Genomic DNA, 12,312 nt, shown 5'->3' on the forward strand with positions numbered 1-12,312 from the left:
CGAAATCAGAGCGGCAATCGTGCCATTGTTAGTGATGCTGCTCAGCGAACCGCTGACGTCGTTGATGGCAGTGGCCGAGGCCTTGCCGCCGGTCACGTCAGAGATGATGTTGCCGGTGTTGGTCAGGCTGCCGAGCGAAGCGCCCGTACCGACGTCGATTGCCGTGAATTGGCGTGCGACGTTGGAAGTGCCGGTAGCGCGGATCGTGCCGGTGTTGTTGAGGGTAGGGGTGGTCGCGCCCTGGCCCAGACGGACAGCGGTGGCGTTACCGTGCAGCGAGCTGGCGACGATTTCGCCTTCGTTGCTGATACCGCCAGCGACAGTGACGGTTTGCCCACCGTCGACACCCACACGCAGGCCGGTGCTGTCGACGTTGTCGTAAACGCCTGCGCCGTTGATCAGGCCACGGTTTACGATGCCGTATGCATTCGAGCCCGTGCCCACGACATCCAGCGTGATGGCTTGGCTGGTGGACCCGATCTGAACAGCCGGAGCGCTGCCGAACGAGGTGATGGCCGCGCGTGTTTCCAGCGAGTCGAGGATGCCGTCGCCGTCGCGGTCGGTGTCGGTAGAGTTTTTGATGCCGTCGCCGTCATCATCCTCGTCACCGTTCTTGATACCATCGCCGTCATCGTCACCGTCGACGCCGCCCGTGCGGTACGTCGGTGCAGCATCCAGCAGGAGGCCCTGGCTAAGGTTGCCCGCGATGTTCACGGCCGGACCGCCTTGCAGCAGGTCGTCAGGCTCGAGGTTCTGATAATAGATCGCGCCGTCGATGGCACCGCTGGTCGGCTTATCGGCGGGGCGAGTGGTGTAGCGGTAACCGGTCGCGGTCACCTGACCTTGAATGTTCAAACGACCATTCACGTCGCCCTGTACATCGATGCCCGTAGCGCCTTCGCCCGTTGCCTTGATGTTGCCCAGCAGGTTGACGTTGCCGGTCTGGTCGCCACCGATGTGCACGGCGGTGCTGCGGTCGCCGAAGACCGTGACGGCACCAAGGGTAGTCACTGCGCCGTTGTGGTTGCTCTCGATCGAGATACCGCGCGAGTCGTTACCCTCGACGAGGATATTGCCCGAGGTTTCTACCGTCAGCGGGCCGGTCGAAGTTCCCGGACCGGCATAGCGCACGCCATAACGGTTGCTGCCGCTTGCCCATGGTCCATCGAGGTCGCCGTCTTTATCGGTGTCCGGATAGGTTTCGATCGAATCCAGTACACGGACCGTACCACCGATCACCACGGCACTGGTGTGGCCCGGCTGGACCAATACACCGGTCGAACCGTCTGCAGACTTGTCCATGTTGATCGAACCGCCGGACTCCAATTTGAAGTCGTGCGAAGAATCAACAGTGACGGCTGCGCCGTTAGCAACCGCGATCGAGCCGTTACCGGCGATACGGATGCTGTCCGGAGCGGAGCCGGTGGCGTTGGCGGTGTTGATCGGCGTCGTACGAGCGGTCGACACGACCTGCTCGGCCCAAGCGCCCGACGCGACAACTAGAGGAGCTATCGCTGCCGCTGTAGCCAGTAGTGCACGCATTCGAAACTAACCCCTCGATGCAATCAGTCGTCAAAGTAGCAAAGTCTGCGTTTAGCAGGACAATCACTCGTTGACCCCAAGTTTCTCAGATTTGAGGCGAATGCAAGACCAACCGGCCCTTTTAGAGGTCAAAGTGCAGGGTCACATTACCAAGATTTATATGCGAGATGTCGCGTCAGCTTTCGTTCATCTGGACTGTGCGATTCGTTGATGTTGGATGGCATCCTGCAGGCGGGTTGTGCGTTACGGTGATCCCCGCGCCAGAGGTAAGATATCCATGAGCCAAGTCGACATTCAGGAAGCCGAATTCAGTTTGCTTCCTGGGCTGGATGAACAGATCGGTTCAACGCTCCAGCGGCTGAAAGGCATGGCCAACAGCGACCGTCCGCGGCTTGTGGACACGACTATGCTGTTCGCGCCCCGCTCGGGTGGTGTGAAGCGCTATCTGCTCGCCAAGCAGGCTTGGCTGGCCGAGAACCGTCCGGGCGTCGATCACACACTGGTGGTCCCGGGTGCAAAGCATCAGGTTGGCAGGGATGGCATTGTCCAAATCCGGTCACCCAAGCTGCCGTTCGGGGATGGCTATCGCTGGCCCAGTTCCGTGCGCAAATGGGGAGCATGGGTTTCGGCCCTCAATCCATCCGTCATTGAAGCCGGTGACCCCTATACTGCGGGGCAGGGTGCGCTTGAGGCCGGTCAGCGGGTTGGCGCTCCGGTTGTAGGCTTCTGTCACTCCGACCCCGCAGCATTGGCCGCTCTGCATTTCGGCGAATGGGCCAAGAGGCCTGTCGAAAAGCGCTGGGCCAAACTGTTCTCGCAGTTTGACCGCGTGGTTTCCCCGAGCCGCTTCATTGCCCGCCGTCTCGAAGAGGCCGGTGTCGGCAATATTTTCATCCGCCCTCTCGGCGTGGAAATTGACACCTTTACGCCAGAGCGACGTGATCGCGACTGGCTGTTGAAGAAGGTTGGCCTCCCGGCAGACGCCCGTCTCCTCTGCTTTGCCGGTCGTCCGGCCAAGGAGAAGAATGTCGAGGTGTTGATCGAGGCTGTCCAAAAGCTGGGCGACCCGTACCACCTGATTCTTGTGGGCGCCGGTCAAGGCATGCCGGCAGAGGATCGTGTGATCTCTCTTGAGTATGAGAAGGATCCAAAGGCTGTCGCAAAGATCGTGGCGAGCGTGGATGCCTTCGTGCATGCCAATGACAAGGAGCCGTTCGGCCTTATCGTTCTGGAAGCTATGGCCTGTGGACGCCCTGTTGTCGGGGTGAACTCTGGCGGTGTCGCTGAAACGGTTGATTCCTCGGTCGGCCAGTTGGCTCCGCGCGCCGAGGCCGATGTTTATGCCGAGGCCATTACCGCGCTGTTCGAGCGGGACATTGAAGCTTTGGGCCGTGCAGCACGCGTGAAGATGGTCGAACAGTTCGCGTGGAATCGCGTCTTCGAGGAACTGAGCATGCTCTACGGCGACCTCAGCGGTTGCCCCGAGTTCGCTATGGCGGAATCGCAACTGACGCTCGATGGATAGCAGAAGGCCGCGCACGGCATTATCGTGTGCGGCTTGGCATCTTCGATTGTGAGGAGAGAGGGAAGGGCGGATGCGCCACTCTTGCTTCCTAGACTTTAGAAGAAGAGTGGCGCGAGTGACGGGGCTCGAACCCGCGACCTCCGGCGTGACAGGCCGGCACTCTAACCAACTGAGCTACACCCGCGTTTCCCAGCCGAGGCGTCTAGTGCGCCGCGGCGAGGAGGGTCGTTTACTGAGGCCCTACGTTCAGGTCAAGCGACCCGAGCGAAGAAAATGCATTTTTTCGAAAATTGTACGAAAAAATCCGACACTTGGCGGCAGTGAAGGAGGTAGGAAACTGCCCGCATATAGAAGTGTCTAAGCGGCCAAGCTGAAATTCCGCTTTATCCGATATTCGGAACATAACCCGCGTTCAGACGTCACCAACTGTGCGGTTTTCGTTGCGTAACGCAGGCCTATGAAATCCTCCGCTTTTTGCGAAACATTCTCAATGTGGACTTATTGGCTTCATGGGTTTGAACACTGGCGGAGTTGGGTCTAAGAAGCGCCGAATCCGCCCCCTCCATCGGCGGGCGAGGCAGCTCGAATGAATGAATTTCTTCTAGATTACCTACCGATCGTCGTTTTCCTGGGGATCGCCATTGTTCTCGGCTCGGCATTCATGCTGGCCGCATGGGTTCTGGCACCTAAAAACCCGGATACGGAAAAAGTCTCGGCTTATGAGTGCGGCTTCAATGCCTTTGACGACGCACGCATGAAGTTCGACGTCCGTTTCTATCTGGTTTCGATCCTCTTCATCATCTTCGACCTCGAAGTAGCCTTCCTGTTCCCGTGGGCTGTGTCGCTGTTTGATCTCTCGCACGCACAGATGGTCTTTGCCTTCTGGTCGATGATGGTCTTCCTCGGCGTACTGACCGTGGGCTTTATCTACGAATGGAAGAAGGGAGCACTGGAATGGCAGTGATCACGCCTTCGTCGTCGCTTATCGCACCGGCGTCGCCGCTGGTGCCGGCAGGTAGCGCCGCGCGTTCGACCGTTGAGGGCTATGACCCCAAGGTCCACGATAAATTCTTTGAAGCTGTGAACACCGAACTGGGTGAGCAAGGCTTCCTGACGACTTCGCTGGACGACGTCATTACGTGGGCCCGTACCGGCTCGCTGATGTGGATGTCGTTCGGTCTGGCGTGCTGCGCAGTGGAGATGATCCACCTGTCGATGCCGCGCTTCGACCTCGAGCGTTTCGGTACGGCTCCGCGTGGTTCGCCGCGCCAGTCGGACCTGATGATCGTCGCTGGTACCCTTACCAACAAGATGGCTCCGGCTCTGCGCAAGGTCTATGACCAGATGCCTGACCCGCGCTACGTCATCTCGATGGGCTCGTGCGCCAACGGCGGCGGCTACTACCACTACAGCTACAGTGTCGTTCGTGGTTGCGACCGTGTGGTTCCGGTTGACGTTTACGTCCCGGGCTGCCCGCCGACCGCCGAGGCTCTGCTGTACGGTATCCTGCAACTGCAGAAGAAGATCCGTCGTACCGGGAGCATCGAACGATGAGCGAACTCGTCCGCGTGGCCGAGCGTGAGTCGGCCCTGACCCCGCTGGGTACGGAAATGGTGGCGGCTCTCGGTGTCGAGGCCGTCGTTGCCTTTGGTGAACTGACCCTGATCGCTCCGCGCGAGCAGATCGTTTCGGTGATGCAAAGCCTGCGGGACCAATTTGGCTTCCAGCAGCTGATGGACGTCTGCGGTGCAGACTATCCGGATCGCGAAGACCGTTTCGAAGTCGTCTATCACCTGCTGTCGCTGACCCGCGCTGCGCGCCTGCGCGTCAAGGTTCAGACCGACGAACTGAAGCCGGTCCCGTCGGTCGTTTCGGTTTATCCGTCGGCTGGCTGGTTCGAGCGCGAAGCTTTCGACATGTACGGCATGATCTTCTCGGATCACCCCGACATGCGCCGTATCCTGACCGACTACGGTTTCCAGGGTCACCCGCTGCGTAAAGACTTCCCGATGACGGGGTATGTCGAAGTTCGTTACGACGAAGAGCAGAAGCGCGTGGTCTATGAGCCTGTGAAACTGGCTCAGGAATACCGTACCTTTGATTTCCTCTCGCCGTGGGAAGGTGCCGACTATCCGGCTCCGGTCCTGCCGGGCGACGAGAAAGCGGGAGCCTGATCCATGGCTGATGGAAACAACACCCCCGCGCGTCCGCTTGGTGTCACAGTTGATCCGTTTGAGGATTACGAAGACGGCCTGACCCCGCACGCCCGTGCGATGGACGATCGCAAATTCACCATCAATTTCGGCCCGCAACACCCGGCAGCGCACGGCGTGCTGCGTCTGGTGCTGGAGCTGGACGGCGAGCTGGTTACCCGTGTGGACCCGCACATCGGCCTGCTGCACCGCGGCACCGAAAAACTGATGGAATCGCGTACCTATCTGCAGAACATCCCGTATCTGGATCGTCTCGACTACGTGTCGCCGATGAATCAGGAACACGCCTTCTGCCTGGCCATCGAGCGTCTTCTCGGTGTCGAAGTGCCGTATCGTGGTCAGCTGATCCGCGTGCTGTACTCGGAAATCGGCCGCATCCTGAACCACCTGCTGAACTCGACCATGCAAGCCATGGACGTGGGCGCTCTGACCCCGCCGCTGTGGGGCCACGAAGAGCGCGAGAAGCTGATGGTGTTCTACGAGCGCGCCTGTGGTGCCCGTCTGCACGCCAACTACTTCCGTCCGGGCGGCGTCCATCAGGACCTGACGCCGGAGCTGATCGACGACATCGACCTGTGGTGCAAGGAGTTCCCGCGCGCCCTGGACGACATCGAAAAGCTGGTCACCGAAAACCGCATCTTCAAACAACGCAACGTCGACATCGGCGTCGTGTCGAAGGAAGACGCGCTGGCCTGGGGCTTCTCGGGCGTCATGCTGCGTGGCTCTGACATCGCGTGGGATATCCGCAAGGCGATGCCGTACGACTGCTACGCCGACATGGAATTCGACATCGTTGTCGGCAAGAACGGCGACTGCTGGGACCGTTACCTGTGCCGCGTCGAAGAAATGCGCCAGTCGGTCCGCATCATGGAGCAGTGCATCCACAAGCTGCGCAACTGCCCCGGTGAGCCGGTTCTGGCTGAAGACAACAAAGTCACCCCGCCGCGTCGTGGCGAGATGAAGCGCTCGATGGAAGCGCTGATCCACCACTTCAAACTCTACACCGAAGGCTTCAAGACGCCTGAAGGTGAAGTGTATGCGGCTGTCGAAGCGCCAAAGGGCGAGTTCGGCGTGTATCTGGTGTCGGATGGCACCAACAAACCTTACCGCGTCAAGCTGTCTGCACCGGGCTTCCGCCACCTGCAGGCTATGGACTGGATGAACCGTGGCCACATGCTGGCTGACGTTTCGGCCATCCTTGGCTCGCTCGACATGGTGTTCGGAGAAGTGGACCGATGAGCGTTCGTCGTCTGGCCAAAGAGCAACCGGCCTCTTTCGAGTTCTCGAAAGAGACGATGGAAAAGGCTCAATGGTGGATCAAGAAGTATCCGGAATCGCGCCGCCAGTCGGCTGTGATCCCGGTGCTGTGGCTTGTGCAGAAGCAGGAAGGCTGGGTCTCCGAGCCGGCTATCCGCGCTATCGCCGAGCTGCTGGGCATGGCCTACATCCGCGTTCTGGAAGTGGCCACCTTCTACACCATGTTCCAGCTGGAGCCGGTCGGTAAGGTCGCTCTGATCCAGGTCTGCGGCACGACCCAGTGCATGCTGCGCGGCTCGCAAGACCTGATGCGCGTCTGCAAGGAAAAGATCGGTCCGAAGGACAAGCTTTCCGCCGACGGTCGTTTCACCTGGCAGGAAGTTGAATGCCTTGGCGCGTGCTCGAACGCCCCGATGGCCCAGATCAACGACTACTATTACGAAGACCTGACGCCGGAAAACATGGCTCAGATCATTGACGACTTCGCCGCTGGCAAGCAGCCGGAGCGTGGTCCGTACAATGGTCGCCATAACTCGGCACCGATCGGTGGTGCCAAGGTCCTGCTGGACCCGGCGCTGTACGACGGTTCGGCTGCCAAGCCGATCGACAAGCTGCCGAACTCCGAACCCGTTAAGGCTGACGCGTAATGGCAAAGCCGGACCTCGAAACACCTCAGGGCAGGGCAGCCTATCGCGCCGAGTTGAAGCGCGTGGGCTGGAAGCTGCGTCTGGGCGGCTTTGTGCTGATCGTGGTCGCGGCTCTGCTCGTCGTGCTGTCCCGTGACGGCAAGCTGGGTCTGACAGAAGATGCGGTGCCGGTTGCGTACGCTATGCTGTTCGCAGGATGGGTGATGGTCATTGCCGCCATCTTCCAACGCACCCGCCACCACAAACGCCGCATGGCGGAAGGACTTTAAGGAACCATGGTCGGAATCCTCGAAGACAAGGATCGGATCTTCACCAACCTCTACGGCTTCCATGATTGGGGTCTTGAGGGGGCGAAGAAGCGCGGCGCGTGGAACGCCACCAAGGACATGCTGGACCTTGGCCGCGACTGGATCATCAATAACGTTAAGGCCTCGGGTCTTCGCGGTCGCGGTGGCGCAGGCTTCTCGACCGGCCTGAAGTGGTCGTTCATGCCGAAGGAAGTGAAGGATCGTCCTCACTACCTCGTCATCAACGCCGACGAATCCGAGCCCGCAACCTGTAAAGACCGCGAGATCATGCGTCATGATCCGCAACTGCTGATCGAAGGCGCTCTGATCGCTTCGTTCGCGATGCAGGCCCATGCTTGCTACATCTATCTGCGCGGCGAGTACGTGCTGGAGCGCGAGCGTATGGAAGCCGCCGTCAAGCAGGCCTATGAGGCCAAGCTAATCGGTGACAACAACGTCCACGGCTGGGACTTCCACGTCTACATCCACCACGGTGCCGGCGCTTATATCTGCGGTGAAGAGACCGCTCTGCTGGAATCGCTGGAAGGCAAGAAGGGCCAACCGCGCCTGAAGCCGCCGTTCCCGGCTGGCGCAGGCCTGTACGGCTGCCCGACGACCGTGAACAACGTGGAATCGATCGCTGTGGTTGGCACCATCCTGCGTCGCGGTGCTGACTGGTTCGCCAGCTTCGGTCGCCCGAACAACACCGGCACCAAGCTGATGTCGCTGGCTGGCCACGTGAACACGCCTTGCGTGGTCGAAGAGGCCATGTCGATCCCGCTGCGCCAACTGATCGAAGATCACGGCGGCGGCGTGCGCGGCGGCTGGGGCAACCTGAAAGCCATCATTCCGGGCGGTGCTTCGTGCCCCGTCATCACCCGCGAACAAGCCGAAGTCGCCCTGATGGACTTCGACTCCATGCGTGAACTGCGCTCGTCGCTGGGTACCGCTGGCGTCACCGTCATGGACGAGTCGACCGACATCGTCCGCGCCATTGCCCGCATCAGCTACTTCTTCAAGCACGAGAGCTGCGGCCAGTGCACGCCGTGCCGTGAAGGCACCGGCTGGATGTGGCGCGTGCTGGAACGTATGGCCGTCGGCGATGCCGATCCTTCGGAAATCGACCTGCTGCTGGACGTGGCCGGTCAAGTCGAAGGACACACCATCTGCGCTCTCGGTGACGCTGCTGCATGGCCTGTCCAAGGCCTGATCCGTCACTTCCGTCACGAGATCGAAGACCGCATCAACACCTACCGTAGCAGCCGCGCGAACTTCGCCGGCCACACGATCGCGGCGGAGTAATCGTAATGCCTATCGCCAAGGTAAATGGTGTCGAGGTTGAGTTCGAGCAGGGCATGACCGTGCTGCAGGTCGCGGAACGCGCCGGGCAGGAAATCCCGCGCTTCTGCTACCACGAACGCCTGTCCATCGCCGGCAACTGCCGCATGTGCCTCGTCGAGGTGAAGCCTGGACCGCCGAAGCCACAAGCTTCGTGCGCGCTTCCGGCTGCTGACGGCCAGGAAATCTTCACCGACACCCCGATGGTCAAAAAGGCCCGCGAAGGTGTGATGGAGTTCCTGCTGATCAACCACCCGCTGGATTGCCCGATCTGCGATCAGGGCGGTGAGTGCGATCTGCAAGACCAGGCAGTCGGCTATGGCCGCGACGGCTCGCGTTACAGCGAGAACAAGCGCGCCGTAGAAGAAAAGAACATGGGCCCGACGGTGAAAACCTTTATGACGCGCTGCATCCAGTGCACGCGTTGCGTTCGTTTCATCACCGAAGTGGCTGGCGTTCCGGACATCGGCATGATCTCGCGCGGCGAAAGCGCCGAGATCACGACCTATCTGGAAAAGAACATCGACAGCGAACTGTCGGGTAACGTCAACGACCTGTGCCCGGTTGGCGCTCTGACGCACCGCCCGTGGCAGTACCACTATCGTCCGTGGGAACTGCGCAAGTGCGAAACCATCGACGTCATGGACGCCATGGGTTCGAACATCCGCGCCGACTACCGTGGCTCGGAAGTGATGCGTGTGCTGCCGCGTGTAAACGAAGGCATCAACGAAGAGTGGTTGGCTGACCGTTCGCGTTACGCCGTCGACGGCCTGCAAGCCCGTCGTCTCGACCGTCCGTGGGTCCGTGAAAACGGCAAGCTGCGCGCTGCGTCGTGGGATGAAGCCCTGAACGTCGTCGCTGCCAAGCTGAAGGCCGCTCCGGCTGACCGCATCGGCGCGATTGCGGGTGACCTGCAAGACGCTGAATCGATGAAGGCTGTGCTGGACCTGTTCCGCGCACTTGGCTCGAACAACACCGACTGCCGCCAGGACGGCGCTGCAATCGGGGGCGGTTCGCGCGAAGGTTACCTGTTTAACACTTCGATCCAAGGCATTGAAAACGCTGATGCTATCCTGATCGTGGGTGCCAACCCGCGCGTCGAGGCTCCGCTGCTCAACGCCCGTATCCGCAAGGCTTGGCTGACAGGCCGCACCGAGGTTGGTGTCATCGGTCAACAAGTGGATCTGACCTACGACTACGCCTATTTGGGCGAAGGCTCGAAGACCGTCGGCAAGCTGCCGAAGGCCGCAACCGAGTTCCTGACCAAGGCTGAACGTCCGGCGATCATCGTCGGTATGGGCGCTCTGGTTGACGAAAACGGCGCGGCTGTGCTGAACGCTCTTGGCGCGATCGCCAAGAAGGTCGGCGTCGTCAAGGATGGCTGGAACGGCTTCAACGTCCTGCACACCGCCGCTTCGCGCGTTGCCGGTCTGGACATGGGCTTCCTGCCGAGCGAGGGCGGTCTGGCTGTTGCCGACATGCTGAAGCCAGGTGCGCTGGACGTTCTGTTCCTGCTGGGTGCCGACGAAGTGAACGCTTCGGGTTCGGACGCTTTCCGTGTCTACCTCGGCTCGCACGGTGACCGTGGCGCGCACAGCGCCGACGTGATCCTGCCGGGTGCCGCATACACCGAGAAGTCGGGTCTGTATGTGAACCTCGAAGGCCGCGTCCAACTGGCTGAACGCGCTGTGTTCCCGAAGGGCGAGGCCAAGGAAGACTGGGCTATCGTTCGCGCACTGTCGGAACGCGCAGGTCAAACCCTGCCGTACGATACGCTGGACCAACTGCGTACCAAGCTGATGTCGGACGTTCCGACCTTCGGCCGTATCGATTATCTGGCTCCGTCGGCTTCGTTCGACGTGGCATCGCTCGGTACCAAGGGTGATGTGGGCGATACCGCCTTCGTTTCCCCGATTGCCGATCCTTATCTGACCAACCCGATTGCGCGCGCCAGCGAAACCATGGCCGAACTGTCCCGTGAACGGGTCGCGCCGGTTGCTATGGCGGCGGAGTAAGACATGGAAGCTGCGACTTCATTCTGGGCTACGCCGGTCGGCTGGACCCTCATCACTGTTGGTGGGATCCTGCTGGTTACCGTCGGTATCCTGATTTCTCTGGCCTTCCTGCTGCTGGCCGACCGCAAGATCTGGGCGGGCGTTCAGCTGCGTAAGGGTCCGAACGTGGTTGGCCCGTTTGGCCTGCTGCAATCCTTCGCCGACTTCTTCAAGTTCGTGCTGAAGGAGATCGTGGTTCCGGCGGGTGCCGACAAGGTAGTCTTCCTTCTCGCGCCGCTGATCACTTTCGTCCTGGCCTTCATCGCCTGGGCGGCCATTCCGTTTGCACCGGGTTGGGTCATTGCAGACCTGAACGTCGGCATTCTCTACATTCTGGCGATCTCGTCGCTGGGTGTTTACGGCATCATCATGGGCGGTTGGGCTTCGAACTCGAAGTACCCGTTCCTCGGCGCACTGCGTTCGGCGGCCCAGATGGTTTCGTACGAAGTGTCGATGGGCCTAATCATCATCAACGTCATCCTGCTGGCTGGCACGATGAACCTGACGACCATCGTTACCCAGCAGGCCGGCTTCTTCTGGAACTGGAACGTGTTTGGCGGTGGCGCAGGGACGTGGCCGACGATCATCGTGATGATCCCGATGACCATCGTCTTCTTCATCTCGGCACTGGCTGAAACCAACCGTCCGCCGTTCGACCTTCCTGAAGCAGAGTCTGAACTGGTAGCCGGTTATCAGGTCGAATATTCGTCGACGCCGTATCTGCTGTTCATGATCGGCGAGTACGCTAACATCGTGTTCATGTGCGCGATGATGACCCTGCTGTTCTGCGGTGGCTGGAACCCGGGCTTCCTGTCTGCTGGCTTCCTTGAAAGCCTGCCGACGTGGATGAGCTACACCATCTATCTGCTGACCTTCATCATCAAGACGGTGTTCTGGTTCTTCATGATCGCCTTGGTGAAAGCGTTCGTACCGCGTTACCGCTATGACCAACTGATGCGTCTGGGCTGGAAAATCTTCCTGCCGTCGTCGCTGGTGGCCGTGGTGTTCGTGGCAGCCTGGCGCGTCTTCGCCGTAGGAGGCTGATGGGTATGATCCGTTCGCTTGCGATTTCGACGCTGTTGGTTATCGGTCTGGGGGCAGGGGCGTGCAGCCACTGGAAACCCTATGACTACGAGGCCAACCGCAGTTCGGAATCGTCGGTCGAGCGCGAGGCACGTCGTGAACGTGAGGCGCGTGGCGAGCAGCAACGGATCGTTCGATGCGAGACCATGGGGCAGGCGGCACGTCGTGGCGCGCCGGACTGTCGTACATAATGGTTCGCGTCGGGCTTGCAGTCTTGGGTCTTTGTACCCTATCGGCGTGCGGAACCCCGTATGAGGCCGACCCTGTGTCGGTCTATCAATGGGAACGTCGCCAGGAAGAAATCGTGAGGCAAAACGCTGACAAACAGCGTCTTTGTCAGACTTTGGATAAGGATAGCGCACGCTA

Annotated in this window: 11 protein-coding genes, 1 tRNA gene and 1 pseudogene; 11 read left to right on the forward strand and 2 right to left on the reverse strand. The window is 60.4% G+C overall.

What is annotated here, in order from left to right; genetic code table 11:
* A pseudogene (locus tag OB03_RS04025) lies at positions 1-1,542 on the reverse strand (autotransporter outer membrane beta-barrel domain-containing protein); the annotation flags it as partial.
* Positions 1,543-1,813: 271 nt separating this feature from the next.
* On the opposite strand from OB03_RS04025, the gene OB03_RS04030 reads away from it, so the two are divergent.
* Positions 1,814-3,067, forward strand: a complete 1,254-nt coding sequence (locus tag OB03_RS04030) for a glycosyltransferase (RefSeq protein ID WP_427846572.1) — start codon at positions 1,814-1,816, stop codon at positions 3,065-3,067.
* Positions 3,068-3,174: 107 nt separating this feature from the next.
* On the opposite strand, the gene OB03_RS04035 is transcribed toward OB03_RS04030, so the two are convergent.
* A tRNA-Asp gene (locus OB03_RS04035) sits at positions 3,175-3,251 on the reverse strand.
* Between the two features lie 402 nt (positions 3,252-3,653).
* Between OB03_RS04035 and OB03_RS04040 the strand changes: the two genes are divergently transcribed.
* From OB03_RS04040 to OB03_RS04085, 10 genes are all read left to right on the forward strand, one after another.
* Complete coding sequence (locus OB03_RS04040; RefSeq protein ID WP_242913284.1) at positions 3,654-4,031, forward strand: NADH-quinone oxidoreductase subunit A; 378 nt, start codon at positions 3,654-3,656, stop codon at positions 4,029-4,031.
* Positions 4,001-4,621, forward strand: coding sequence for a NuoB/complex I 20 kDa subunit family protein (locus OB03_RS04045; RefSeq protein WP_242913285.1), 621 nt, complete (start codon positions 4,001-4,003; stop codon positions 4,619-4,621). Before OB03_RS04040 ends, OB03_RS04045 begins: the two co-directional genes overlap by 31 nt.
* Positions 4,618-5,241, forward strand: coding sequence for an NADH-quinone oxidoreductase subunit C (locus OB03_RS04050; RefSeq protein WP_461343304.1), 624 nt, complete (start codon positions 4,618-4,620; stop codon positions 5,239-5,241). The genes OB03_RS04045 and OB03_RS04050 overlap by 4 nt, the downstream gene beginning before the upstream one ends.
* A 99-nt stretch (positions 5,242-5,340) precedes the next feature.
* The gene (locus OB03_RS04055; protein WP_461343312.1) at positions 5,341-6,519 is read left to right on the forward strand and encodes an NADH-quinone oxidoreductase subunit D; all 1,179 of its coding nucleotides are present in this window, start codon (positions 5,341-5,343) and stop codon (positions 6,517-6,519) included.
* Positions 6,516-7,184 carry an NADH-quinone oxidoreductase subunit NuoE gene (gene nuoE, locus OB03_RS04060; RefSeq protein WP_242913287.1) on the forward strand — a complete coding sequence of 223 codons (669 nt, stop codon included), beginning with the start codon at positions 6,516-6,518 and terminating at the stop codon, positions 7,182-7,184. The genes OB03_RS04055 and nuoE overlap by 4 nt, the downstream gene beginning before the upstream one ends.
* A complete protein-coding gene (locus OB03_RS04065) occupies positions 7,184-7,453 on the forward strand; it encodes a hypothetical protein (protein WP_242913288.1) in 270 nt (89 codons plus the stop codon). The genes nuoE and OB03_RS04065 overlap by 1 nt, the downstream gene beginning before the upstream one ends.
* 6 nt (positions 7,454-7,459) lie before the next feature.
* Positions 7,460-8,773, forward strand: a complete 1,314-nt coding sequence (gene nuoF, locus OB03_RS04070; RefSeq protein WP_242913289.1) for an NADH-quinone oxidoreductase subunit NuoF — start codon at positions 7,460-7,462, stop codon at positions 8,771-8,773.
* Positions 8,774-8,778: 5 nt separating this feature from the next.
* Complete coding sequence (gene nuoG / locus OB03_RS04075; protein WP_461343305.1) at positions 8,779-10,824, forward strand: NADH-quinone oxidoreductase subunit NuoG; 2,046 nt, start codon at positions 8,779-8,781, stop codon at positions 10,822-10,824.
* 3 nt (positions 10,825-10,827) lie between these two features.
* Entirely contained in the window at positions 10,828-11,907 is a 1,080-nt protein-coding gene (gene nuoH, locus OB03_RS04080) for an NADH-quinone oxidoreductase subunit NuoH (protein WP_242913291.1), read from the forward strand.
* Between the two features lie 5 nt (positions 11,908-11,912).
* On the forward strand, positions 11,913-12,137 hold the full coding sequence (locus OB03_RS04085) for a hypothetical protein (RefSeq protein ID WP_461343306.1): 225 nt from the start codon (positions 11,913-11,915) through the stop codon (positions 12,135-12,137).
* Positions 12,138-12,312 lie beyond the last annotated feature (175 nt).

It is taken from the genome of Brevundimonas sp. GN22 (genome assembly GCF_054824005.1).

What these genes read in the sequence shown, in the direction of transcription:
- OB03_RS04040 (WP_242913284.1), top strand. Translation starts at nt 3,654, where the DNA reads ATGAATGAATTTCTTCTAGATTACCTACCGATCGTCGTTTTCCTGGGG.
- OB03_RS04045 (WP_242913285.1), top strand. Translation starts at nt 4,001, where the DNA reads ATGGAAGAAGGGAGCACTGGAATGGCAGTGATCACGCCTTCGTCGTCG.
- OB03_RS04050 (WP_461343304.1), top strand. Translation starts at nt 4,618, where the DNA reads ATGAGCGAACTCGTCCGCGTGGCCGAGCGTGAGTCGGCCCTGACCCCG.
- OB03_RS04055 (WP_461343312.1), top strand. Translation starts at nt 5,341, where the DNA reads ATGGACGATCGCAAATTCACCATCAATTTCGGCCCGCAACACCCGGCA.
- nuoE (WP_242913287.1), top strand. Translation starts at nt 6,516, where the DNA reads ATGAGCGTTCGTCGTCTGGCCAAAGAGCAACCGGCCTCTTTCGAGTTC.
- OB03_RS04065 (WP_242913288.1), top strand. Translation starts at nt 7,184, where the DNA reads ATGGCAAAGCCGGACCTCGAAACACCTCAGGGCAGGGCAGCCTATCGC.
- nuoF (WP_242913289.1), top strand. Translation starts at nt 7,460, where the DNA reads ATGGTCGGAATCCTCGAAGACAAGGATCGGATCTTCACCAACCTCTAC.
- nuoG (WP_461343305.1), top strand. Translation starts at nt 8,779, where the DNA reads ATGCCTATCGCCAAGGTAAATGGTGTCGAGGTTGAGTTCGAGCAGGGC.
- nuoH (WP_242913291.1), top strand. Translation starts at nt 10,828, where the DNA reads ATGGAAGCTGCGACTTCATTCTGGGCTACGCCGGTCGGCTGGACCCTC.
- OB03_RS04085 (WP_461343306.1), top strand. Translation starts at nt 11,913, where the DNA reads ATGATCCGTTCGCTTGCGATTTCGACGCTGTTGGTTATCGGTCTGGGG.